Raw genomic sequence first — 23,770 nt, forward strand, 5'->3', positions numbered from 1 at the left:
CAATCATGTTGAACCAGCAGACCACCGCGACAAAGACCGAACCGTTTGACAGGCGAAATGCCTGTCCCGGCCTGTCGCGCATGGTTATGGCGCGCGACGGTGCCATTGCGCGCATCAAACTGCCGCTCGGACGGCTCACCGCCGATCAGGCTTTTGCGCTGGCCGAGATTGCCGAAAAATTCGGTCCCGGCGCTGTGGAACTTTCGATTCGCTCCAATATCCAGCTGCGCGCCATCGCGCCTGAGAACTGGGAACAAGCAGTCACAGCACTTTATCAAGCAGGTTTTGGTGCCGATAACCCCGCTGCGGATGACATTCGCAACGTCATGGTCAGCCCCACATCCGGTATAGACCGCGATCAAGCTTGCGATGTCACGCCGCTAGCGCGGCAATTGCTGGCAGCGCTTGAGAACAACGCCGACCATCATGCGCTGTCGCCAAAATTCTCGTTCCAGATCGATGGCGGCGAAGCTTGCGCCATGATTGCTCATCCGGGTGACATTTGGCTATCCGCAACAGATGACGGTCGTATTTTTGCTTTCGGCTTTGCTTCGTCGCCCGATGGAACCGCATTGGGAAGCGTGGAAATCGATGATGCGCTGCCCTTTATAGAAGCAGCGCTGCGATTATTTCTTGCCCACTCCAAAGGCGCGGCGCGAATGAAGCAACTCTTCGAAACCCTTGCTGTCGAAGAGTTTTTGAAAGAACTGATTGCCAGCCTTCCGTTTCCGGTCGATTCCGCTGCCAATTGGCAACGGCGGCAACCCCGCCCATGCGCCCATCTGGGAGCCCACGTTCAGGTTGACGGACGGCTCTACATCGGCGCTATGCCGCTTCTGGGGCGGCTCGATACGACGCAACTGCAGGCACTCGGTGCCCTTTCACAAAAGGTCAACGGCGGGGAAATCCGGCTGACGCCTTGGCAGGGCGTGATCCTGCCAAATGTCGATGCAGCACATTGCGACAAGGTTCTCCGGCAATTGCATACGCTCGGCCTTGCGACCGATGCGCAGGCACCGCAATCACGACTGCGCAGTTGTACCGGGTCAAAGGGTTGCGCCTCTGCCCTCTCCGACACGCAGACCGATGCGAAAGAACTGGCCTCGTTTCTTGACGTCGATAGCCCGGACGCGGTCCATCTCACTGGCTGCGCCAAGTCCTGCGCCGCGCTTGCGCCGCTTCCGCACACGCTTCTGGCGCGCTCTCCGGGCCGCTACGATGTCTTTTTTGCAGACAAGGCTGGACCATCCCGTTTCGGGCGGCTATTGGCGACTGACGTGACTATTGACGCTGCCGCGCGCCTTCTCAACTCACCAGAGCGGAAACCATGATTGATTACATTCGCGACGGGCAGGCCATCTATGACCGCTCTTTCGCCATCATCCGCGCCGAGGCGGATCTGAGCCGCATCCCTGCCGATCTCGAAAAACTCGCCGTGCGCGTCATCCATGCTTCAGGCATGGTGGATGTGGTGAGCGACATCGCTTTTTCGGAAGGTGCAGGTCTGGCTGGCAAACAGGCGCTTGCCAAAGGCGCACCGATTCTCTGCGATGCACGCATGGTCGCCGAAGGTATCACCCGCTCGCGCCTGCCTGCCGACAACCCGGTCATCTGCACGCTGAACGACCCTTCCGTTCCTGAACTGGCGAAGAAAATCGGCAACACCCGTTCTGCCGCCGCGCTCGATTTGTGGTTGCCGCATCTCGAAGGAAGCATCGTCGCCATCGGCAATGCCCCAACCGCCCTCTTCCGGCTTTTCGAAATGCTGGATGCCGGTGCGCCAAAGCCAGCGCTTATCATCGGCATGCCGGTCGGCTTTGTCGGTGCGGCGGAATCGAAGGACGAACTCGCCGCCAATAGTCGCGGCGTGCCCTATGTCATCGTGCGCGGACGACGCGGCGGCAGTGCCATGACCGCGGCGGCGGTCAATGCTCTGGCTTCGGAGCGCGAATAATGACGACAAAAGGCAAGCTTTTCGGTCTGGGTGTCGGCCCCGGCGATCCTGAACTCATCACACTGAAGGCGCTTCGGCTGCTAAAATCAGCGCCGGTGGTGGCCTATCACGCTGCCAAGGGCAAGAAGGGCAATGCCCTTACCATTGTTGAGGACTATCTCTCGCCGGAACAGGTTCTGGTGCCGCTCATCTATCCGGTGACTACGGAAAAACTGCCCGCGCACATGGATTATGAGCAGATCGTCAGCGATTTTTACGGCGAGATCACCACGACAATCGCCGGATATCTCGATCAGGGACAGGATGTGGCCGTGATCGCGGAAGGCGACCCGTTCTTCTATGGCTCGTTCATGTATATTCATGACCGGTTGGCTGAAAGCTATGAAACCACAGTGGTTCCGGGTGTTTGTTCGGTGCTCGGCGCTTCGGCTGTGCTTGGCGCGCCGCTTGTCTATCGCAACCAGACATTGTCGATCCTTTCCGGCGTCATGGAAGCCGACGAACTGAAGCGCAGGCTGGCCGATACTGGTGCCGCCGCCATCATGAAACTCGGCAAGAATCTCGACAAGGTTCGCGATGTGCTGACCGATCTTAGCCTGATGGACCGCGCGCTTTATGTCGAGCGCGCCACCATGGCCAATCAGCGCATCGTGCCGCTGTCGGACGTCAGCGGCAGCGATTGCCCCTATTTCTCGATCATCCTTGTTCCTGGCCAGAAATGGAACGGCGCATGAAGCCGGCTATCGTTGTGTTGGCGGAAGCGGCGACCGTAACAGCACGCCGCATTGCCGCCGCGCTCGATCAGGCCGAGGTGCTTGGACTTCAGGATCGCGTCACGGGTGCCGACAGGACATTTGCCCATTTCGGGGACACCATACGCGCCCTTTATGAAGAAGGCCGACCGGTCATCGCGCTCTGCGCCGCCGGTATTGTCATCCGCGCACTGGCGCCTCTTTTGCAGAACAAGCGCATAGAGCCGCCCGTTCTGGTGATTGCCGAAGACGGCAGCGCCGTGGTGCCGCTTCTCGGCGGGCTGTCCGGCGTCAACGACACGGCGCGAACCATCGCCGCCGCACTGGAGGTCGCCCCGGCGATCACCACCTCCGGCGAATTGCGCTTCGGAATCAATCTCCTGCACCCGCCAGCGGAACTGACGCTCGCCAATCCGGATGCGGCGAAAGCCTTCACGTCCGATCTTCTGGCAGGTGCGAAACTGCGCCTCAACGGACGCTCCCGCTGGGTACAGACGTCGAAGCTGCCTTTCGCCGACGATGGCAGGCTCACCGTCAGCATCACGCCGGAAAAACGCACGCCGCTGCCGGATGAGCTCATCTATCATCCGCAGGTCGTGGCCGTCGCCATCGACCAGCCGACCGACGATCTTGCGGAAGCAATGACACGGGCGTTCGACGAAACGGGCCTCGCACGATCATCGCTCGCGCTGCTGCTGGCCCATGAACGTCACTGCGCTGTGCAGCAAATCCATGAAGCGGCAGGCGCACTCGGCGCAGAGCTACGCTTTGTGCCGTCGGCTGACACTGCGCTTTCACTTGCTCATCTTTCAGTCGAGCAGCCGCTGCGGTTGATCGAAGCGGGCGGCCTCGTGCTGGCCGTCGCTCCTGCCCCTGCTGACGTGCTGCGGATTGGGCGCAAACGCGGAAAGCTGGTCGTGGTCGGGCTTGGCCCCGGATCACGGGATCTGATGACGCCCGCCGTGCAGCGCGAACTCGAACAGGCCGAAGATATTCTCGGCTACGAGACTTATGTGCGCATGGCCGGGCCGTTTCATGCTGGTCAGACCGTGCATATGACCGATAATCGCGAGGAAATGCAGCGCGCGCGCCATGCCTTCGAACTGGCCGCCTCAGGCCGCACGGTGGCGATGGTTTCGTCTGGCGATCCCGGCGTTTTCGCCATGGCGGCTGCCGTGGTCGAGGCGCTGCACGAAACCGACAACCCTGCATGGCATGGTGTGGAACTGGTCATTCAGCCGGGCATCTCGGCTGCGATGGCAGCAGCGTCCCGCAGCGGTGCACCGCTCGGCCATGATTTCTGCATTCTCTCGCTGTCCGATAATCTGAAACCATGGGACGTGATCGAAAAACGTCTGACGCTGGCCGCAGAAGCTGATCTCGCCATGGCATTTTACAATCCTATTTCCAAAGCCCGTCCGCATCAGCTGGGCCGTGCGCTGGAAATTCTGCGCCAGCATCGCGCTCCGCAAACGCCGGTTGTGCTAGGCCGCGATATCGGCAGACCGGCGGAGACAATGCGCGTCACCACGCTTCGGCAATTGACGCCCGACGATGTGGATATGCGCACGGTGGTGATCGTCGGCTCGTCTCATACGCAGCGGTTTGAGCGAGCAACGGGCGGCGAATGGGTCTATACGCCACGCTGGTACGGCGAAAAGCCGGACAAATGATCAAACAAAAAGGCAGGGAAATCCCTGCCTTTTTCGTAACTTATTCAAGTTTAATGAATCAGTTCTTCTTTGCCTTGGCCTTCTTCGGCGCGACAGCTGCGGCTGCGTCGGCCTTGGCGGCAGCAGCTTCAGCGGCAACCTGATCGGCGCTCTTCGGCGAAGTGTCGATAACCGCGCGCACGCCGCCCTTGGCGGTCAGCTGGCAGACTGCGGTGCGCAGATCGACCTTTAGGTCCACATCCGTGCCGCCATTGGCGCCCGGACGGGAATCGACAGCGCTGATCACGCGTTCCGGCAGGAAATACTTGTTGGCGGCGGCAGTGATGCAAGGCTGCGCCAGGGAATAGTCGACCGTCTTAACCGGAGTCGGAATGAAGCTTGGCAGCGAGGAGCTGGCCGCTGGCACCGGGGAATCGGTCTTGCCGGGGGTGATGGCAACCGGCGCGGTCGTCGTACAGGCGGCAGCAAGCGGGGCCAACATGGCGATTGCAAGGAAACGGGCTCCGGTGCGGACTCGTCCGTACATAATGGTCTTCCTCATTAGGTCTGCTGGATAGGTAAAATTTTAATTTCGATAACTATTCGGTTTTAGCCGATTGTCGAGTGGCAGGAACGCCACAGAGCCGGAATTTCGATTCGCATCCACAAAACTGTCGTCACTGTTTTGCGAGAATCCAGTTCAGCATCTCCCGCCAGTCGGTCATGCGGATGGGCGTACCGTGATTGCCGGACTCGAACCGCCGGAACTGTACCGGATAGCCCGGCGCGCGTTTGCGAATTTCCCGATAGAAAGCTTCCTGCCGGTCAATGGCGAAAACCGGATCGCGGCTGCCATGTCCGAAGAAGACCGGCACACGCCGCTTGAATGTCGCCGATGTGAAGAAACCGTCGTCCCACAGCGAACCCAACAGAATGAGCCCGGCAAGCTCTCCGCCAGCCTTTTCATTGGACGCGATGCGCCAGCAAAGCGAACCACCCTGCGAACCGCAGGACAGGATCAGCGGTGCGGAAGGCGACGACGCCTTCAAGGCCTCGATCAGCCCCGCAATCTGCGCTTCGCCCGTAGTCGCGAAATCCTTGAAATCCGGCGTGACATAGAGACCGCCATTCAACGCGGCCAAATTCTTGACGCGGTTGAAATTGCCGCCAAAGGTGAAATCATTCATCCCCTGCAAGCGATTACCGCCGCGACCGTGCAGATAGATTACGATGAAGGATGCGCCCTGCTGCTTGCCAGCGACCATGGCCTTCACAGGCCCCGCCGCGGTCTGAAAGGTGACATCCTTTTGATAGGCGCGCGCTTTCAGCGAGACATAGCTGTCCTTTACGCGCTTTTCCGGCACGCTATCGCGACCATTGATGTCGCGCATCTCGTTGTAATCAATGATTTTATAGTCGCCGCCATCGGCGCTGCTCAACACGCCGGGATAGGCGAAGGCATCATCCTTGAAAGGCGGCAGTGGCCCTTGTGCCCAAGCTACGGACACCGACAACAGCAGCGCTGCCATGCCCCCAAGTCCAGCCTGCGCTGTTGCGTTCAATCGCATTTTCATTCTGCCTCCTCCCCTCCAGTCAGCCGATCACAATTCGAGCGTGTGATAGCGCCGGTTCAGATAGATGAGCGCAGATGCATCGGCATTGGACCGCAGGCCGATCACTTCGCCAAACAGCACATGATGCGTCGAATGATCCTGAATGCTGACAACCCGGCAGTCGAAAGCCGCCAGCGCATCGCTCAGCACGGGCGCGCCGGTGGCAAACCTGTCCCACGTCGCCAGCTCAAAGCGCTCATCCTGCGTCAGCCCGATGCGCCCGGAAAAGGCGTCGGCCAGTTGCTGATGTGTTCCCGCCAGCGTGTTGATTGCGAAGACACCGTTTTCGATGAACAGGCGATTGTCTTCATGAACCTTCTGAAGGCAGATCAGAACTGTCGCGGGAGCGTCGGATACCGAACAGGCCGCCGTCAATGTCAGGCCGCGCCGTCCTGCCGGGCCATCGGTCGTCACGATTTGCACCGCGCCGGCATAGTGGCTCATGGCATCGCGGTAAGCCTTGGGCTCCACAGATGCCGCACTGGAGATGATGTTATTTATCGTTTGCACGTCAGAATCGATCCGTTGCCGACCGTAATATTTAGCCGAAATACTGGCATAGATTACGGGCATTGCACAAAGGCGCGGAAACCGCTACCCACTTTTCGATCACATTGCCACGAATTGTATAAAGAAGACCGATAACGTGATTGAGTCTGGGAAGCTTCCCATTGCCACTCTGACAAGCCTTGCCATGCTGTTGCTGGCAGGATCGGGATTGGCGTATGCGGATAACATCCGGATCGGTCTGGCGGCACCTTTGACGGGCACTTTCGCCCCCTTGGGCAACCAGCTTGCGCAGGGCGCGCGTGCGGCTGCCGAAACACGAAGCACAGACTTGGTCATTTTCGATGACCGTTGCGACGCGGAAGGTGGCAAGGAGGCGGCAGAACGCTTCATTGCGCAAAATGTCCGCATCGCATCGGGCTTTCTCTGCGCCGAATCTCTCGAAGCCGCAGCCCCGCTTCTGGCCGAACGCAACATTCCGGTGATCATATCCGGCGTCAGCGAACAAACCCTTGTCGAGCGCCGCGCCGCAACGCCCCTGCCGGTGTTCCGCCTGAGCACGGGATTGGAAAAGGAAACGCAGGCGACGGCGAGTTTTCTCGGCAGTCTGTGGCGCGCCCAGCCCTTCGCGGTGATCGATGATGGCACCATTGAAGGCCGTGAGCGCGCAAGCCGGGTTCTTGCCAGCTTGAAAGAGCAGCAGCTACAGCCGGTTTTCATCGATACCTATCGCCCCGGATTGGAAAACCAAAACGCGCTGGTTGCCCGCCTCAAGCGCGCTGGCGCCACCCATGTCTACGTCGGCGGCGAACGCGACGACATTGCCGCCATTGGCGCAAGTGCTGCTTCGCTCAATTATCCGCTGGTCATTGCGGGCGGCAGCCTGCTGGACGCTGCGCCCGGCGCACAACGCTTGAGCGAAGGCACATTGATGACCGCGCCGCTGAAGCCGCAGGATTTGCCAACCGCAAAACCGGCAATCGACGCGCTTCATCAGGCGGGGCGTTTTGTCGAAGCCTATGCGATCACCGGCTATGCAACGGTGCAGATCGCCGCCGATGCCGTCAGCAAAGCCGATGAGCAAAAGCAGCCAGTGCTCGACACGCTGCGCCATACATCCTTCGAAACGGTGCTTGGCACGATCAAGTTCGACGGCAACGGCATGCGGACAGACAATCCGAACCGCTTGCAGCGCTACGAGGGTTCGCGCTTCATACCAGCCGATAGATAAGTCCGGCGAGGCTTGCGACGATGACGAGGCCAGTCAGCAGGCTCATCGTCGCCCAGAACAGGTCCAGCGCCGCGTCGATATCCGTTGCGTCAGCTTCGCGCTTGCCCGATGCATTGAGCATCGGCCCTTCCACTTTCTCTTCGCCATATTGACGCGGACCGGCGAGCGCCAGATCAAGCGCACCGGCAAAAGCGGATTCCGGCCAGCCCGCATTGGGCGAACGATGCAGGCGCGCATCGCTGCGCATGACCGAAAACGCTGCCTTTGCTGCTCCCCTGCTCCGGGTCAGTGCAGTTGCAAGCGCGGCCAGAAGGCCAGTCAAGCGCGCCGGAATATAATTGGCAACATCGTCCAGCTTCGCAGCGAAACGACCGAAGTGGCGATAGCGATCATTGAGATGGCCGATCATCGAATCGGCGGTATTGATCATCTTGTAGGCGAACAGTCCCGGCAGACCGCCAACAAGAAACCAGAATGCCGGAGCAATAATGCCGTCCGAGGCGTTTTCCGCCAGACTTTCGATGGCCGCGCGACTGACGCCGCCTTCGCTGAGCTGATCGGGATTGCGCCCGACGATCATCGAAACCGCCTTGCGCCCGCCGTCGATGCCCGCGTCGCGCAGCCCGCGCGCAACCGCCCCGACATGATCGGCGAGGCTCTTTTGCGCCAGAAGCACCGCCACGATGAGAATTTCCGCCACGGCCCCGGCAGAGTCCGCAAAGGGCAGCAGGCTTTCGATCGCCAGTCCCAGCAGAATACAGGCCGTGACCAGCGCGATGGTCAGCCACATGCCGTTCCGGCGCAGGACCGCGTCCGGCAGCGTGCGGTCGTTGAAACGCTTCTCACCCCAGGAAATTGCCTTGCCGAACAGCACCACCGGATGCGGCAGCCTGTGCCACAGCTGCGGCGGATCACCGACGACGCGGTCGAGGATGAGCGCCAGCGACAGGATAATCAGCTTTATTTCCATGGATTTAACCGAGATTCATGAATCACTTTTTCAAGCTGCTTTTCCGAGACATTGAATGAGCGCATGTTCCAGACGCGCAAGATCTGCATCGTCATTGGCAAGGCCGATGCGCAGCCAATGCGGAGCATAGGCGAATTTGCGGACGAGAATATGGTTTTCGCACAATGCCCCGTACAATCCGTGCGCATTGTCGTGCGCGACCAACGAGAACAGCGCGGTGCCGCCGACTTCCCACAATCCGCATCGCGCAAGCACATCGGAAAGTTCCCGACGCCGAATGTCTATCCGCCTGCGAAACGCCTGCAATGTCTCGCCACCCGCGAAAGCGTCGGAAGCGATGACAAGCGCCGGTCCCGGCACGGCCCAAGGACCCAGGCGCCGCGTGATCGTGTCGACAATTCCAGCCTGCGCGACGGCAAACCCCAGACGCACGCCAGCCAGGCCGAAAAACTTGCCGAAGGATTTCAGTACGATCAGAGGCTCGTCGGAGGCCAGCGCCGCGACGCTGACTTCGGGATGCGGATCGGCAAAAGCCTCATCCACCACCAGAAAACCACCTCTCGCGCCCAAAGTCCGGGCCAGAGCGCGCAGCTCATCTGCAGCAATTACCCTTCCGTCGGGATTGTTGGGATTGACGATGACCGCAACCGTCGCACTGTCGGGAACATCGGCAATGCCAGCACATTCCGCGACCTGCCAGCCAGAGGCGGCGAATGAAGCCGCATGTTCCTGATAAGTCGGCGTCAAAACGGCGACCGTCGCAGGTTGCGCCAGCGTCGGAATAATCTGGATCAGCGCTTGCGTGCCGGGTGCGGCAACGATAGGTGCACCTGCCGGTATGCGATAATAGTTTCGTGCAAGTTCAAGCGTCTGGCGCAGCAGACCTTCATCCGGCAAACGGTTCCAGACCTCGGCTGAAATGAACGGCAAGGGATAGTGTTCGGGATTGATCCCCGTCGAAAGGTCGAGCCAATCGCCCGGTGTACCGCCAAAACGCGCAATCGCCTTGTCCAGCGCGCCGCCATGTTCAATGTTGGATGTCACGCATGGTCTCCGGAAAAATCGATGACATGCATGAAGGAACCAGCGACCGATCCGACCCGCAGCCCGGCATCACCCACATCAACCCCCGCCGCATCGCGGACTTTAAACAGCCTGTCCGCCGCGCCTTCGCGCGTAATGCTGGCATAATGAAATTCGTGGCCTTTCAGCGGCATCTGCCAGGGTGACCCGCTCAATGGCTCCAGAACGCGATAGCCCAGATGCAGCTTGCGTTTGGAAAAACTGGTTTCCAGCGGCAAAAGACCCAGCATTGGATGCTGTTTGCCGCTGGCATCTTCCAGCGTCTCGCCCAGCACCATATAGCCGCCGCACTCGCCATAGATCGTCACGCCGCGCGCTGCCGCAGCCCTGATACCGTTCTGGAAATTCTGCGCGGCGACAAGCCGTTCCGCATGGAGTTCAGGATAGCCGCCCGGCAGATAGACCGCATCGGCGTCTGGCGACGGGGTTTCATCAGCCAGAGGCGAGAAGAAGGAAATTTCCGCCCCGCGCCTGCGCCAGCCCTCGAAAAGATGCGTATAGGCAAAGGCGAAAGCATCATCACACGCAACCGCAATGCGACTGCCGAGCGGCAGAAGACGCGGCACATTGGCCATCGGATCGAAGCGTTTCGGTGCCGACCAGACGCGCTGCAGAGCAGCAAGATCGACATGCGCCTCAATCATATCGGCGGCGTGATCGAGAAAGCGTTCGAGATCGGCATGTTCGCCCGCTTGTACCAGCCCCAGATGGCGTTCCGGCAAAGCCAACGCCGCATCGCGCGACAATGCACCCAAAACGGGAATGCCGAGCGGCTTCAGGGCATCACGCAACATGGCCTCATGGCGCGCACTGCCGACACGATTAAGCAGAACTCCCGCAACGAAAACATCCTTGCGGAACCGGCTGAAACCGGAAACCAAAGCTGCGATGGAATGGGACTGTTTCGCGCAATCCACCACCAGCACCACCGGCAAATCGAGCAGCCTTGCCAGATCGGCGGAAGAGCCCTGCCCGTCCAGCGCGCCATCGAAGAGACCCATCATGCCCTCGGCGATTAGCACCTTTCCACCTTCGGTCATCCGTGCCGACAGGGCGCTGATCAGTTCCATGCGCATCGCCCATGGATCGAGATTGAAGCATTCCACGCCACTTGCCGCCTTGTGATAGGCGGGATCGATATAATCTGGTCCCGTCTTGACTGGCGCAAGCGCCACATCGGCCCGCTTCAAGGCGCGCAACAAGCCAAGCGTTACCGTCGTCTTGCCCGAACCGGATGCAGGCGCGGCGATCATAAAACCCTTCATGCGCTCTGGCCTCCGCGTCTGATATGCAAGGGATCGCTGACGAGCTGGCGGCCTTGTGCGGCGGCGATCCAATCGAGACCACCGCGCAACCGGACCACCTCTCCCACCACCACGATGGCAGGCGGCTTGAGCCCCACAGCTTCAACATCGCTGGCCGCGCGCGCCAGCGTCGTTTCGAGAACGGTCTGTTCCGGCAGGCTGGCATTGCAGACAAAAGCGACCGGTTCGTCTGGCGAACGTCCGGCAGCGATCAGCCGCGCCGTGATGAGATCGATATGTTTCATCGCCATATACATGACAATAACCGGTGACGATTTTGCGATGCCATTCCAATCAATGCGGTCGGGCAGCAATCCCGTTGCATCGTGCCCGGTCAGGAACGTCACCGACTGGTTGATATCGCGATGCGTGGCGGCAATGCCCGCATAGGCCAGTCCGCCGATCCCCGCCGTGATACCGGGAACGATGCGAAACGGCACGCCATGTTCCACCAGCGTCAGCGCTTCTTCCGCTCCACGACCGAAAACAAAAGGATCGCCGCCCTTGAGGCGCAGGACTTTCTTGCCCTGCCGCGCCAGTTCCACAAGCCGAAGTGAAATATCGCGCTGCTTGGGCGACGGCTTGCCGCCCCGCTTGCCCGCATATTCCAGCACCGCCTGTTCGTTTTTCAGAGACAAACAGGCTTCGTCCACCAGCGCGTCATAGACGATGACATCCGCCTGTTGCAGCGCATTGACGGCATGGAGCGTCAGCAAACCCGGGTCGCCCGGCCCGGCGCCAACCAGCCAGACATGGCCCGGCTCCATCGCTGGCAGGGCAATGCCCCGTTCTGTCGTCGATCCGATTCCGCTCATTCGCTTCAACCATTAATAAATCTGGCGGCACTGCTATCAGATACCTTATAAGGCATCCATGACCGACGAAACCGCAGACCCCAATAAAAAGCTTGGAAAAAGCGAGCTTAGACGTGGCTGGACCACGGGCGCATGCGCAACCGCTGCCACCAAGGCGGCGCTGACAGCGCTTATCACCGGCGAATTTCCCGACCCGGTTGGAATCATCCTGCCGAAGGGTGAAGTGCCCTATTTCCAACTGGCCTATGAGGGGCTTGGCGAAGGTTACGCCATGGCGGGTATCGTCAAGGATGCGGGCGACGACCCCGATGTCACCCATGGCGCGACGATCATTTCCACCGTCTTTCCGGCTCCACCCGGAACCGGCGTGGTCTTTCGCGCTGGCGAAGGTGTTGGCACCGTGACGCGGGCCGGACTGCCCATTCCACCGGGCGAAGCCGCGATCAACCCCGTTCCGCGCCGCATGATGACCGAAATCTGCGAGGAAATCTGCGCCGAATACGGCCTCCCTGCCGATCTTGTCATCACCATTTCCGTGCCCGACGGCGAGGAAATCGCCAAGAAGACGTGGAACCCGCGTCTTGGCATTGTCGGCGGCATTTCCATCCTCGGCACCACCGGCGTCGTGCATCCCTTCTCATGCTCTGCCTGGATTCACTCCATTCATCGCGGCATCGATGTGGCGCGGGCGGCAGGCCAAAAGCATGTGCTTGGCGCGACGGGATCGACATCGGAAGATGCCGCGCAGGCGATCTACGATCTGCCGGATTTCGCCATTCTCGATATGGGAGATTTTGCAGGCGGCGTGCTTAAATATCTGCGCGATCACCCGATCGACAGGCTGACGATCGCAGGCGGCTTCGCCAAGCTCACCAAGCTGGCGCAGGGTGCGCTCGACCTGCATTCGGCACGCAGTCAGGTGGACATGAGCTTTCTGGCAGAGATCGCCGACCAGGCTGGCGCACCGGGAAACCTCAAGGACCGGATTCTCTTTGCGAACACCGCCAAGGAAGTGCTTGATATGACAAAGGCAATCGGCATCGATATCGCCACGCCGATTGCCGTCAAGGCGAAGGAAACCGCGCTCGCGACTCTCCGTGGCGCACCTGTCGATGTGGAAATCATCGTGACTGACCGGGCGGGAACAATCCTTGCCCGTGTCTAAACCCAAGGTTCTCATTCTGGGCGGCACAACGGAAGCAGCAAGGCTGGCGCAGGAGCTTTCGGCCTTGTCAGTTGCAGTCATGACCTCGCTTGCGGGACGCACCGCCAATCCGGCACCTCTGCCCGGTCCGGTGCGCAGCGGCGGTTTCGGCGGCGCTGACGGTCTTGCCGCCTATATCACGGCTGAGAAAATCGACTACGTCATTGATGCCACGCATCCCTATGCCGCGCGCATTTCTCAAAATGCGGTGACGGCAACCGCATTGACCGGCACGTCCCTGCTCCGGCTTGAGCGCTCGCAATGGGTGCAGCAGAATGGCGACCAGTGGATCACTGTGGCCAATGAAGAAGAAGCTGCAAGACTGATCCCGGCGGGCGAACGCGTGTTCCTCGCGCTCGGGCGTCAGCATATCGCGCCTTTCGCAACCCGTGCCGACGCGCATTTCATCATGCGCATGATCGACCCGACCGACGCGCCCTTACCAAAGACGTGTGAAATTGTTCTGGCCAGACCGGGCACTCACGCGCAGGAAACGCAATTTCTGACGGAAAAGCGCATCGGGCTGATTGTCTGTCGCAATTCCGGTGGCGACACATCTTATGCCAAGATCAGGGCCGCGCGCGATCTCGCTTTGCCCGTCATGATGATCGCCCGCCCTCCGGTCATGGCTGAACATGTCACGGAGACAGTGGAAGAAACAATCCGGCTTATTCGCTTACACTTCGGATTTTGAGCGCGCCGCATGGCTGTGCGCTTCGTGATAGAGCGCCGAATCCCGAAAATTCTTCGGATCGAGCCCGCGCCCGACAAAAATCATCGCGGTCCGCTTCAAATCGGCTGCTTCGATCTTTCCGGCAATATCCGACAGCGTGCCGCGCAGGATGAGTTCATCCGGCCAACCGACGCGATAAGCCACCACAACCGGGCAATCCGCACCATAAAGCGGCGTCAGTTCGCGTTCGATCTTGCCAAGATTGCGGATCGACAGATGAATGACCAAGGTGGCCCCGGAACGACCAAGCGTGGCGAGGTCTTCCCCCTCCGGCATCGCCGAGGATTTCATCGACGTGCGGGTGAGAATGATCGTCTGGTTGACTTCCGGGATCGTCAGTTCTTGTTTCATCGCGGCGGCGGCGGCGACAAAAGCGGGAACGCCCGGTGTCACATCATATGGAATGCCCAGCGCGTCGAGCCTGCGCATCTGTTCGGCGACCGCGCCGTAAATTGACGGATCACCGGAATGAACGCGGGCGACATCCTGCCCCTTCGCGTGGGCTGCCGCCATTTCCGCGATGATTTCATCGAGCGTCATGGATGAGCTGTCGACGAGGCGCGCATCGGCGGGAGCGGAAGCAACCACATCTTTTGGCACCAGCGATCCTGCATAAATACACACAGGGCATTTTTCGATCAGCCGCAGGCCGCGCACAGTGATGAGATCTGCCGCGCCCGGACCGGCGCCAATGAAATGAACGGTCACTTGTCTTACCTGTTTTCTTGTCCCGCCACAGCCAGCGCAGCGGTGGCGTGCAGCAGGCCGGTCTTGTGAACGACGAGCTTTGCCGTCGGCCCCGCCCCGGCAAGCGCGGCAGCTTCCGCCACGCCATGGCATCCGACAGTCCGGAACACTGCTTGGGAAGGATTGACGAGACGCGGCGTTTCTTCTTCCAGACGCCCCGCCTCGAAGAAGCGCAAAGCACAATCGTAATGAGCGGCAAGTTCCGCCCAAACGGAATCACCGGCTTTCGATGCCAGTGTCGCGATCATATCGGGTTTGCGCAGACCACACTGGGACAGAACAGTGCCCGCAAGCGCCATCAATTCGCCTAACGTCGCGCCTGAAGAGCAGCCCATTCCCAGAACGGCAAGTTGCGCCTCACGCGCCACAGGGCGAGCCCCGTTGCGCCCGCTGCAATTCCTCGCGCTTGATGCCCAGCACATCGGCAACACGCTGGATCAGCACCGTTTCCGATTTATCGATGCGATTATCGGCGCAGGCAATCGTCATCAGATCGCGCAACAACGACAGACGCCGTTCGGGCGCCATTTCGGCCAGCATGTTTGCGGCCTGCTTGGTGGTGGTTTCGTAAGCGAAATCCTTCAGATATTCGGCCACTTCCGGAATATCTTCCGCCGCGATACCGAAATTTTTGAAGGCGATTTCCTTGAAGGCAGCAATTTCCGCCGGATGCTGGTCGCCATCAGCGAACACAACATGCAGAAGCAGCAGCAATTCCGAAGCTAGCGCCGGATCATCGGCAACACGCTGCACGGCACTCTTCTTGTTCAAAAATGCGCTAATGCGGTCGAAGATGCTTTCGCTCATAGGCGCCCCTCCGGGTTCGTGGTTAGAAGCACATCATTAATGCTGGCGGATCGGGAAAACAACGTTATGTTGCGACATCAGTTCCCGGACCCTCTCCATGCTAGAATTCTTCGATACACTCACCCTGCTCCTGACGGCTGCCGCGTTCATCGCTGGCATCATCGATTCCATTGCCGGCGGTGGCGGCATGATTACCATTCCCGCCTTGCTGCTTGCGGGCATTCCTCCGGTGGAAGCGCTTGGCACCAACAAGTTGCAGGGTCTGTTCGGCTCGTCTTCGGCGACAATCGCCTATGCCCGCAAGGGTTACGTGAACATTCGCGAGCAATGGCAGGAAGCGCTTGCTTCACTCGTCGGTTCGGTTTTCGGCGCACTGCTCGCAACAGTTCTGCCGGTCGCAATCATGCGCGCCGCGCTGCCGCTGCTGTTGATGGCAATCGCCCTCTATTTCGCGCTGAAACCAAATATCGGCGATATCGACCGTTCCCGCCGCATCGGCCCGTTCCTGTTCGGCATGACCATCGTGCCGCTGATCGGCTTTTATGATGGCGTGTTCGGTCCGGGCACCGGATCGTTTTTCATGCTGGCTTTCGTGGCGCTGGCGGGCTACGGCGTGCTGAAAGCGACAGCCCATACGAAGCTTTTGAACTGCGCCTCCAATGTTGGCGGCTTTGCGACTTTTGCAGCTGTCGGCGTCATCAACTGGAAAATCGGTATCTGCATGGGCATTGCGCAGTTCATCGGCGCGCAGATTGGCGCAAGTCTGGCGATGAAGGTTGGATCGCGCATGATCAAGCCGCTGTTGATCGTGGTCAGCCTCGCTCTGGCTGTGCGCCTTCTGATGGACCCGACCAATCCGCTCCGGCAATGGGTTGGGTTCTAAACCCGTAGCGCCACCAGCACCACGCCACAGCCGATCAGCACGATGCCGAACCAGTTGATAGTCGACATGCGCTCACCGAGAAACACAGCGCCGAACAGCGCAACAAGCACCACCGAAAGCTTGTCGACCGGCGCGACGCGCGCCGCATCGCCAATTTGCAAGGCGCGGAAATAGGCAAGCCAGGACGCGCCAGTCGCCAGACCGGACAGGACGAGAAACAGCCAAGACCTGGCAGAAATCTCGCCCGGCCTTTGCCATTGGCCGGTGATCGTCAGAAACAGGCACAGCGCGCCGATAATAACAAAGGTGCGGACCAGTGTTGCAAAGTCCGAATTGATGCCCTGAATGCCGACCTTTGCGAAAATCGCGGTCAGCGCGGCGAATACCGCCGACATCAACGCCCAGAACTGCCAGCTTGCTACCATGATCAGAACTCTATCCCCTTCTGCGCTTTCACGCCCGAACGGAACGGATGCTTGATCATTTCCATCTCGGTGACAAGGTCGGCCACCTCTATCAGCTCATCTTTCGCGTTCCGGCCGGTCACGATGACGTGCTTCATTTCCGGCTTGGCTTTCAGCACTTCGATGATTTCTTCCACGGGCAGATAATCATAGCGCAGAACGATATTCAGCTCGTCGCAAAGCACCATGTCGATCTCTTCATCCATGATCATGGCCTTGGCCTGTTCCCATGCGCCACGCGCCATGGCGATGTCGCGGCTGCGATCCTGCGTTTCCCAGGTAAAGCCTTCACCCAATGCCGAAATCGTCACCTGATCGGGAAATTTTTCCAGAACCCAGCGTTCGCCCGTGTCCCACGATCCCTTGACGAACTGCACGACACCGATCTTCATACCGTGACCGAGCGCGCGGAAAACCATGCCGAAACCAGCAGTGGATTTGCCCTTGCCCTTGCCGGTATGGACAATCACAAGACCCTTTTCCTCGGTCTTGGTGGCTTGTATCTTGTCGCGCGCGGCCTTCTTCTTGCGCATCTTGTCGGCATGGCGCGCATTCAGCTCTTCTTCCGTCATCGACAGAAGTTTTTCAGATTTCTCAGCCATTTGTCGCCCTTTCCGGATTCAACTTCTGAAGATTTTCCAATATGAACCGCGCTGAATTCGAACGCGGCGTCCAGAAACCGCGCTCGACGGCATCGTTCAGCTTCGCGGCGGTTTCCGCCAGCGCTGCCGGGTTCTTTTCAGCCATGAAATCATGCACCGCCTTGTCGGCGATATAGGCCTGATAAACTGCCTCGAAATGATGGTTCCCGACTTTTCCGGTGGTCGCCGCAAAGGCGAACAGATAATCGACCGTCGCCGCGATTTCCGCCGCCCCCTTATAGCCGTGGCGCATCACGCCCGCGATCCATTTCGGGTTTGAGGCGCGTCCACGCACCACCCGCGAAAGCTCTTCCTCAAGCGTGCGGATCACCGGCTTTTCCGGTCGCGAATGATCGTTGTGATAAACCGTTGGCATGGCACCGGTCAGGTTTTCCACCGTCGCGGCCATACCGCCTTCGAACTGGTAATAATCGTCGCTGTCGAGAAGATCGTGCTCGCGATTATCCTGATTCTGCACGACGGCCTGCACCGAACGCAGGCGCTCTTCGAGAAGGCCACGCTCTGCCTGCCCCTCCTCGCCCGCGCCATAGGCATAGCCGCCCCAGACAAGCCAGGCTTCCGCCAGATCGTTGCGCCCGGCCCAACCGTTTTCGTCGATCAGCGCCTGCAATCCAGCGCCATAGGCACCGGGCTTCGAGCCGAACACGCGATAGCCTGCACGGCGTTGCGCCGTCTTTTCATCGGCACCGCTGGTCACAAGACGCGCCTGCTCTGCCGCCATGCGCGCCGCAATCGGATTGTCTTCCGCGTCTTCGGCGAGCGCTCCCACCGCACGCACGGCCTTGTCGAACAAGGCGATCTGTTCGGGAAAAGCATCACGAAAAAAGCCCGATATGCGCAAGGTCACGTCCACACGCGGACGCCCGAGCATTGCAGGCGGCACGATTTCGTAGCCGGTGACGCGCCGCGAGGCCATATCCCAGACCGGCTTGACGCCGATCAGCGCCAGCGCCTGCGCAATGTCGTCGCCGCCGGTGCGCATATTGGATGTGCCCCAAGCCGTGAGACCGAAGGAGGTCGGCCATTCGCCATGGTCTTGCGTATAGCGGGTAACCAACAGTTCCGCCGATTTGCGTCCGAGTTCCCACGCGGCAGGTGTTGGCACCGCACGACTGTCAGTCGAGAAGAAATTACGCCCTGTTGGCAAGACATCGGGCCGTCCGCGCGTTGGCGCGCCGGATGGTCCCGGCGGCACGAAGCACCCATCGAGCGCAGCCAATAGTCCTTCGATTTCTGCGGGACCACAGGCGATGACGCTTGGCCGTAGATGGTCAGTAATAGTTTGCAGCACAGCGCTGGTCTGTTGCCAGTCTTGTGGACAAGCCTGCTCGCCCGAGACAAGCTTTGCTGCCAGAAGTTCAATACGTTCCACCGTATCGCCCGTGATGCGCCAAGTCGCCGGACTAACCTCGGCCAGCAATTCCGGCTTCGGTCCTGTCCACGGATCGGCCATGTTGCAATCCAGCGGATCGAAACCTTCATCCAGCCCCGCATCAGCCGCAATGGCGCGCTGCAAGCTCTGGTCACCGGCACTTCCGCCAAGCGAAACCGGCACACCACGCGGAACACGGGCCAGCGCCACCAGAAGATCGGTCAAAAGCCGCGCTTGAGGCGCTTGCCCGAAAATATGCAGCCCGTCGCGGATCTGCATTTCCTTCAAATCGCAGAGATAGGCGTCGAGCTTTTGCAGCGCCATATCTTCATCGTCGTGGTCGTGAATGCCCGCATCGCGGTCGAGGCCGATATCGCGCACCAGATCGAGAATCTGCCCCTTGAGCCGCAACAAACGGCGTGGATCGACGCCCGAGGCTTCGTAATATTCATCGACCAGCGCTTCGAGATCTTTCAGCGGGCCGTAGCTTTCGGCGCGGGTCAAAGGCGGCGTCAGGTGATCGATAATCACCGCACCCGCACGGCGCTTGGCTTGCGTGCCCTCGCCCGGATCGTTGACGATAAACGGATAGATATGCGGCGTCGGCCCGAACACAGCTTCCGGATAGCAGTGTTCCGACAGCGCCAGCGCCTTGCCCGGAAGCCATTCGAGATTACCGTGCTTGCCCATGTGAACAATGGCATCGACATTCGCCACGGCGCGCAAATAGGCATAGAAGGCGATATAGCCGTGTGGCGGCACCAGATCCGGCGAATGATAGCTTTCCTTCGGATCGATATTGTAGCCGCGGGCGGGCTGAATGCCAGTCAGCGTTTCGCCAAGCAGCATCAGCGGCAGCGCAAAAGCAATGCGTTCCCGGTCGTAGAATGGATCGCTTTCCGGCTCGCCCCAGCGGGTGGTGATTTCCGCCTGAATCGCATTGGGAAGCTTTTTGAAAAAGTCGTTGTATTGATTGAGCGAAATGGTTTCGCGAATCTCGCGACCATCGCGTGCGGCATTGGTCGGCCCGGCCATCAAAAGCTGCATCAGCGCGTCGCCATCAGCAGGCACTTCACCAGTCTGATAGCCCGCACCGGCCATGGCTCTGAGCGTTTCGACCGTTCCGGCAGGCGTATCCAGCCCGACACCATTGCCAAGCCGCCCGTCACGGTTGGGATAGTTGGCGAGGATCAGCGCCACACGGCGTTCCGCTGCTTTCTTCCGCTTCAGTCGGACCCAGTTCGCCGTGAGTTTCGCAACAAAAGCCACGCGGTTTTCATCGGGCTCATGGGTGACGATATTCGCCTCCACCGCCGCATCGAACTGCCGCGCCGATTTGAACGAAACCGCACGCGACAGGACGCGCCCGTCCACTTCCGGCAAGGCAACATTCATGGCGAGATCGCGGGCCAGCAACCCCTGCTGGGACGCTTGCCAGACCGCCTTCGGTGTGCCGGAAAAAATCACCTGCAAAACCATGTTGCCGCGTTTGTCGAGCACGGTCGGCTTGCGCTCCGCACCCGGCGAAGAAATGGCAAAACCGGTCGCGTTCAGCACGATATCCGGCGCGCAATCTTCGAAAACACCGTCCACCACGGCAGCGGACAACCGGTCCTTGAGGCTGGAGACGAACAGAGGCAGCGGGTTGATGCCTTCCGCCTGCAAACCCGTAATTAGTGCTTCAACCGGCTGAGTCTGGCCGCTTTGCACCAGCGCGCGATAGAAGACGATTGCCGCAACGGGTGCATTCTCGATCCAACGACTGCGGATGAGATCGAGCGAAACCACCGCCTCGCCCGGCCACCAAAGCCCCGCCTTGAGCAGTGGCGCGGCTTCGGCTGGCTTTTCGCCGCCGTGGATCAGCGCGGCGCAATAATCGAGGAAAGCGCGCATGTTGGAAGCGCCGCCCTCAATCAGATAGCGCCACAACGCGTCACGGTCAGCGTTTGCAACCGTCGAAAAGCGATCCAACCCATGATCCGGCTTGTCGTCGCCCGGAAGCACCGCGATCTTGACGCCGTTGTTCACAGCGCAGGCATGAAGTGCTTCCAGCCCATAGGGCCAGTAGGTTTCACCGCCGATAATGCGCACGACAATCAGCTTTGCATGACGCACCGTCCGCTCGACATAAGCATCGACGGACATAGGATGCGTCAGGCTCAGAAAACTGGCGAGCCGCAGGCTTGGCCCGTTTGGCTCAGCGCGGTGCGCCTGCGCAAGACTGGCCAGCTCCGTGTCGGCGGCGGAAAGGAACAGAATGTCACCCGGCGTCTGGCCGAGATCGACGGCCTCATTGCCGTCGCTGATCGTTCCTTTCTGGGCAAGCAGAAGATGCATTACAAAACTGCGTCTTTCACGGCCTTGGTAATGGCGGTTTCATCGATCTCATGTAGGCCGATGACAACGAGACGCGTCGAACGGGCTTCATCCTTGCCCCAGGGGCGGTCGAAGTAATGCTCGATACGCGGGCCGACAGCCTGCACCACCAGACGCATTGGCTTGCCGGGCACATCGACAAAGCCCTTGAGGCGCAGAATGTCGTGATCGGCAATGATGCCCTTCAGCTTTTCGGCAAAAGCCTTCGGGTCCGACACGGAACCGGCCTCAACCACAAAGCTCTCGAATTCATCGTGATCATGCTCGTGGCCATCGGCATGATGAATTTCATGATGCGACTTGCGGTTGGCGATATCGTCTTCCGTACCGACACCAAGGCCGAGCAGCACATCAGCGCCGAGCTTGCCGAAGCTTGCAGGCACCATGTTGACGCGGCGCGACGAGCGTTCGGCCACATCGGCCTTCACGCCGTCAAGCTTTGACGCATCGATCAGGTCGGCCTTGTTGAGCACGATCAAGTCGGCTGCATGAATCTGATCTTCAAACAGTTCTTCCAGCGGGCTTTCATGGTCCAGTGATTCATCGGCGGCGCGCTGCGCATCCACCTTGTCATGATCATCAGCGAAGCGGCCTTCGGCGACAGCGGCAGCATCGATAACAGTCACCACGCCGTCAACCGTAACCTGTGTTTTGATTTCCGGCCAGTTGAAGGCCGCGACTAGCGGCTGCGGCAATGCCAGGCCGGACGTCTCGATGACGATGTGATCCGGGCGATCCGCGCGGTCGAGCAGCTTGGTCATGGTCGGGATGAAATCGTCCGCAACGGTGCAGCAAATGCAGCCATTGTTGAGTTCGATCACGTCTTCCTCGCGGCAGGTTTCGATGCCGCAACCTTTCAGAATACCGCCATCGACACCAAGATCGCCAAATTCATTGATGATCAGCGCAATGCGCTTGCCATTGGCGTTTTCAAGCAGATTGCGGATCATCGTGGTCTTCCCCGATCCGAGAAACCCGGTAATCACGGTCGCCGGTATCTTTTGGCCCTGCATAAAATTATCCCTTCATCTTGAGCGGCAAGCCCGCCGCCATGAAATAAACTTCGTCTGCCGCCGCAGCGATGGCCTGATGCAAAAAGCCTGCATGATCGCGAAATTCCCGCGCCATGCGGTTTTCCGGCACGATGCCAAGACCCACCTCGTTGGAGACGAAAACAACCGGCCCGCCCAGCTCAGAAAGCGCGGTCACCAAATCACGTCCTTCCGCAGCAATGTCGCGTTCGGCCATCATGAGATTGGTGACCCACAAGGTCAGGCAGTCAACCAGCACAAATCTGGACGATTGTGCCTGTTGCAGAAGCGCACCCTTCAGCTCGAACGGCTCTTCAATGGTCTGCCATTGCGTGCCGCGCCGGTCGCGATGCACCGCGATGCGACTTTCCATTTCTCCGTCGAAGGCCCGACCAGTCGCCAGATAGACCGGCTGAAGCCCGGAGGCTTCAACCAGTTTTTCGGCATAGGACGATTTGCCTGAACGGGCTCCGCCAAGAACAAAGGTTATTTTTCCGGGCAGAGCCATGCTTTCAGCCTTCCAGTTCCGATGAGGCGTAATGCTGGATGAACCAGCCAAGCGCCAGACCAATCACCGCCCACATGAACAGGTTCGTCGCCAGCGAGGCGACCGCATATTGCGACGCAAGCAGCGACGGAATAGGCGACGCAATATCCTCAGGATGCGGCGCGCCATAGAGATGCGGCGCAATAATGGCGATGAGGCCGAGCAGTTTTGCCCAGATTTCTCCGCGCAGCACGATGAGATAAAGGCCGACGCCGCTGAGAACAACCGTCGAAATCCACCAAAGCTGGCGCTCTGCAAGATCGGCGGCAGGCATGGCTGGCAGTTCCGGCGACAGACCGAGCGCAGGCAAGAATGCCACCGCAAAGAAACCGGCCATGCCCCAGTAAAGCCCGTTCTGCACGGTGATCGGGCGACCAATCAGCAGCGCGATACCGCCAAGCAGCAGTGCAAAACCGGCACCCGCAACAAGATTGGCGAGGATTGTATTGCCAAGGCGACCGAAAGGCAGTTCTGCTCCCGCCTCTTCTTCCGCCGGCGCGGCAGTTGCCGCATGGTCATGAGCAGGCGTCTCGGCGGCATGTTCATGCGGCGCGGCTTCCGCCGGTCCGTGGCTATGGCCGCCGCCCGCCTCTTCGTAAACTTCCGCCTGAATGATCAGCGGCACGGTTTTGAGATACATGGCAGGCGTCACCAGAAGCCCTGCCAGAAGGCCCGCAGCAAGCGTGGCCAAGAGATAACGGATCAACATTTCAATTCCCCAGCTGCAAAGCCCGTCGGTAGCAAACGCTATCCGACGCTCTGCAATGTCAGCTTCCTAGAAAAACAGACATATGGTCATTTCCCCATGCAAACCGGCCAAGGGCGCGGCTCGCAATGTCGATGCAAAGCATCAATGGCAGGGAAAACCGTAAGAATGGCGGGTATCATGCGCTGAATCGTGCAGCGCATCCGAATGCGCAATGCCAACGCCATAGATAAGAAACGCGCCGAGAAGCAGGGAGACCACCGCCGTACCGAGGCGCGCAGCCAAAGGCAGGGGAATAGTAGCGGAGACAGAATTATTCATACGTGCAGCCATGACAACCTCCGTGCAGGCAGCAGG

At 59.7% G+C, this 23,770-nt stretch carries 25 protein-coding genes; 8 read left to right on the forward strand and 17 right to left on the reverse strand.

Translation table 11 applies throughout. The features are described from left to right. Positions 1-5: 5 nt before the first annotated feature. The 4 genes from cobG to cobJ are packed head-to-tail and all read left to right on the forward strand — an operon-like array spanning position 6 to position 4,379. On the forward strand, positions 6-1,331 hold the full coding sequence (gene cobG / locus FIC94_RS04505; RefSeq protein ID WP_140024086.1) for a precorrin-3B synthase: 1,326 nt from the start codon (positions 6-8) through the stop codon (positions 1,329-1,331). Continuing rightward, positions 1,328-1,954 carry a precorrin-8X methylmutase gene (locus FIC94_RS04510; protein WP_109369272.1) on the forward strand — a complete coding sequence of 209 codons (627 nt, stop codon included), beginning with the start codon at positions 1,328-1,330 and terminating at the stop codon, positions 1,952-1,954. The genes cobG and FIC94_RS04510 overlap by 4 nt, the downstream gene beginning before the upstream one ends. After that, on the forward strand, positions 1,954-2,688 hold the full coding sequence (locus tag FIC94_RS04515) for a precorrin-2 C(20)-methyltransferase (RefSeq protein WP_140024087.1): 735 nt from the start codon (positions 1,954-1,956) through the stop codon (positions 2,686-2,688). Before FIC94_RS04510 ends, FIC94_RS04515 begins: the two co-directional genes overlap by 1 nt. Beyond that, on the forward strand, positions 2,685-4,379 hold the full coding sequence (gene cobJ, locus FIC94_RS04520) for a precorrin-3B C(17)-methyltransferase (RefSeq protein ID WP_180917906.1): 1,695 nt from the start codon (positions 2,685-2,687) through the stop codon (positions 4,377-4,379). The genes FIC94_RS04515 and cobJ overlap by 4 nt, the downstream gene beginning before the upstream one ends. A 58-nt stretch (positions 4,380-4,437) precedes the next feature. Here the strand turns inward: cobJ and FIC94_RS04525 are convergent, their stop codons facing one another. The 3 genes from FIC94_RS04525 to FIC94_RS04535 form a co-directional block, all read right to left on the reverse strand. After that, positions 4,438-4,905 carry a hypothetical protein gene (locus tag FIC94_RS04525; protein ID WP_109369275.1) on the reverse strand — a complete coding sequence of 156 codons (468 nt, stop codon included), beginning with the start codon at positions 4,903-4,905 and terminating at the stop codon, positions 4,438-4,440. Between the two features lie 130 nt (positions 4,906-5,035). After that, positions 5,036-5,926: an alpha/beta hydrolase gene (locus FIC94_RS04530; RefSeq protein ID WP_140024346.1), complete on the reverse strand. Its 891-nt coding sequence runs from the start codon at positions 5,924-5,926 to the stop codon at positions 5,036-5,038. 33 nt (positions 5,927-5,959) lie between these two features. Then, positions 5,960-6,481, reverse strand: a complete 522-nt coding sequence (locus FIC94_RS04535; RefSeq protein WP_140024091.1) for a flavin reductase family protein — start codon at positions 6,479-6,481, stop codon at positions 5,960-5,962. A 136-nt stretch (positions 6,482-6,617) separates the two neighbouring features. Here FIC94_RS04535 and FIC94_RS04540 point away from each other — a divergent pair, with 136 nt between their 5' ends. Further along, positions 6,618-7,709, forward strand: a complete 1,092-nt coding sequence (locus tag FIC94_RS04540) for a branched-chain amino acid ABC transporter substrate-binding protein (RefSeq protein WP_371830890.1) — start codon at positions 6,618-6,620, stop codon at positions 7,707-7,709. Here FIC94_RS04540 and cbiB read toward each other — a convergent pair. From cbiB to cobA, 4 genes are read right to left on the reverse strand one after another with little or no spacing between them, the layout of a single operon-like run. Then, positions 7,690-8,679: an adenosylcobinamide-phosphate synthase CbiB gene (gene cbiB, locus FIC94_RS04545; RefSeq protein ID WP_140024092.1), complete on the reverse strand. Its 990-nt coding sequence runs from the start codon at positions 8,677-8,679 to the stop codon at positions 7,690-7,692. The two genes, FIC94_RS04540 and cbiB, sit on opposite strands and share 20 nt — an antisense overlap. Positions 8,680-8,709: 30 nt before the next feature. After that, complete coding sequence (gene cobD, locus FIC94_RS04550; RefSeq protein ID WP_140024094.1) at positions 8,710-9,723, reverse strand: threonine-phosphate decarboxylase CobD; 1,014 nt, start codon at positions 9,721-9,723, stop codon at positions 8,710-8,712. Continuing rightward, on the reverse strand, positions 9,720-11,027 hold the full coding sequence (locus tag FIC94_RS04555; RefSeq protein WP_140024096.1) for a cobyrinic acid a,c-diamide synthase CobB: 1,308 nt from the start codon (positions 11,025-11,027) through the stop codon (positions 9,720-9,722). Before FIC94_RS04555 ends, cobD begins: the two co-directional genes overlap by 4 nt. Continuing rightward, the gene (gene cobA, locus FIC94_RS04560; RefSeq protein ID WP_140024097.1) at positions 11,024-11,881 is read right to left on the reverse strand and encodes a uroporphyrinogen-III C-methyltransferase; all 858 of its coding nucleotides are present in this window, start codon (positions 11,879-11,881) and stop codon (positions 11,024-11,026) included. Before cobA ends, FIC94_RS04555 begins: the two co-directional genes overlap by 4 nt. Positions 11,882-11,939: 58 nt before the next feature. Here cobA and FIC94_RS04565 point away from each other — a divergent pair, with 58 nt between their 5' ends. Together FIC94_RS04565 and FIC94_RS04570 are read left to right on the forward strand one after the other, a co-directional pair. Next, positions 11,940-13,046: a cobalt-precorrin-5B (C(1))-methyltransferase gene (locus FIC94_RS04565; protein ID WP_140024099.1), complete on the forward strand. Its 1,107-nt coding sequence runs from the start codon at positions 11,940-11,942 to the stop codon at positions 13,044-13,046. Further along, entirely contained in the window at positions 13,033-13,779 is a 747-nt protein-coding gene (locus FIC94_RS04570) for a cobalt-precorrin-6A reductase (protein WP_140024101.1), read from the forward strand. Before FIC94_RS04565 ends, FIC94_RS04570 begins: the two co-directional genes overlap by 14 nt. On the opposite strand, the gene cobM is transcribed toward FIC94_RS04570, so the two are convergent. Genes cobM through FIC94_RS04585 form a run of 3 tightly spaced genes read right to left on the reverse strand, consistent with a single transcriptional unit; the run spans position 13,762 to position 15,372 of the window. Then, positions 13,762-14,526 carry a precorrin-4 C(11)-methyltransferase gene (cobM, locus tag FIC94_RS04575; protein ID WP_109369283.1) on the reverse strand — a complete coding sequence of 255 codons (765 nt, stop codon included), beginning with the start codon at positions 14,524-14,526 and terminating at the stop codon, positions 13,762-13,764. The two genes, FIC94_RS04570 and cobM, sit on opposite strands and share 18 nt — an antisense overlap. A 5-nt stretch (positions 14,527-14,531) precedes the next feature. Next, complete coding sequence (locus FIC94_RS04580) at positions 14,532-14,900, reverse strand: cobalamin biosynthesis protein (protein ID WP_140024348.1); 369 nt, start codon at positions 14,898-14,900, stop codon at positions 14,532-14,534. Positions 14,901-14,922: 22 nt separating this feature from the next. Next, a complete protein-coding gene (locus FIC94_RS04585; RefSeq protein ID WP_140024103.1) occupies positions 14,923-15,372 on the reverse strand; it encodes a tellurite resistance TerB family protein in 450 nt (149 codons plus the stop codon). A gap of 97 nt (positions 15,373-15,469) precedes the next feature. Between FIC94_RS04585 and FIC94_RS04590 the strand changes: the two genes are divergently transcribed. Beyond that, positions 15,470-16,255, forward strand: a complete 786-nt coding sequence (locus FIC94_RS04590; RefSeq protein WP_109369286.1) for a TSUP family transporter — start codon at positions 15,470-15,472, stop codon at positions 16,253-16,255. Here FIC94_RS04590 and FIC94_RS04595 read toward each other — a convergent pair. The 7 genes from FIC94_RS04595 to FIC94_RS04625 all read right to left on the reverse strand — a co-directional run bounded on the left by FIC94_RS04595 (position 16,252) and on the right by FIC94_RS04625 (position 23,746). Then, on the reverse strand, positions 16,252-16,680 hold the full coding sequence (locus tag FIC94_RS04595) for an EamA family transporter (RefSeq protein ID WP_140024105.1): 429 nt from the start codon (positions 16,678-16,680) through the stop codon (positions 16,252-16,254). The two genes, FIC94_RS04590 and FIC94_RS04595, sit on opposite strands and share 4 nt — an antisense overlap. 2 nt (positions 16,681-16,682) lie before the next feature. Next, the gene (gene cobO, locus FIC94_RS04600; RefSeq protein WP_109369288.1) at positions 16,683-17,321 is read right to left on the reverse strand and encodes a cob(I)yrinic acid a,c-diamide adenosyltransferase; all 639 of its coding nucleotides are present in this window, start codon (positions 17,319-17,321) and stop codon (positions 16,683-16,685) included. Then, complete coding sequence (cobN, locus tag FIC94_RS04605) at positions 17,314-21,090, reverse strand: cobaltochelatase subunit CobN (RefSeq protein WP_140024107.1); 3,777 nt, start codon at positions 21,088-21,090, stop codon at positions 17,314-17,316. The genes cobO and cobN overlap by 8 nt, the downstream gene beginning before the upstream one ends. After that, on the reverse strand, positions 21,090-22,142 hold the full coding sequence (gene cobW, locus FIC94_RS04610; RefSeq protein WP_140024109.1) for a cobalamin biosynthesis protein CobW: 1,053 nt from the start codon (positions 22,140-22,142) through the stop codon (positions 21,090-21,092). The genes cobN and cobW overlap by 1 nt, the downstream gene beginning before the upstream one ends. A 4-nt stretch (positions 22,143-22,146) precedes the next feature. Continuing rightward, positions 22,147-22,668, reverse strand: coding sequence for a bifunctional adenosylcobinamide kinase/adenosylcobinamide-phosphate guanylyltransferase (cobU, locus tag FIC94_RS04615; protein WP_140024111.1), 522 nt, complete (start codon positions 22,666-22,668; stop codon positions 22,147-22,149). Between the two features lie 4 nt (positions 22,669-22,672). Next, a complete protein-coding gene (locus tag FIC94_RS04620; RefSeq protein ID WP_140024113.1) occupies positions 22,673-23,416 on the reverse strand; it encodes a CbtA family protein in 744 nt (247 codons plus the stop codon). Between the two features lie 141 nt (positions 23,417-23,557). Next, on the reverse strand, positions 23,558-23,746 hold the full coding sequence (locus FIC94_RS04625; RefSeq protein ID WP_109369293.1) for a CbtB domain-containing protein: 189 nt from the start codon (positions 23,744-23,746) through the stop codon (positions 23,558-23,560). Between the last annotated feature and the right edge of the window lie 24 nt (positions 23,747-23,770).

The organism is Ochrobactrum teleogrylli, from assembly GCF_006376685.1.
Taxonomy (GTDB): Bacteria; Pseudomonadota; Alphaproteobacteria; order Rhizobiales; family Rhizobiaceae; genus Brucella; species Brucella teleogrylli.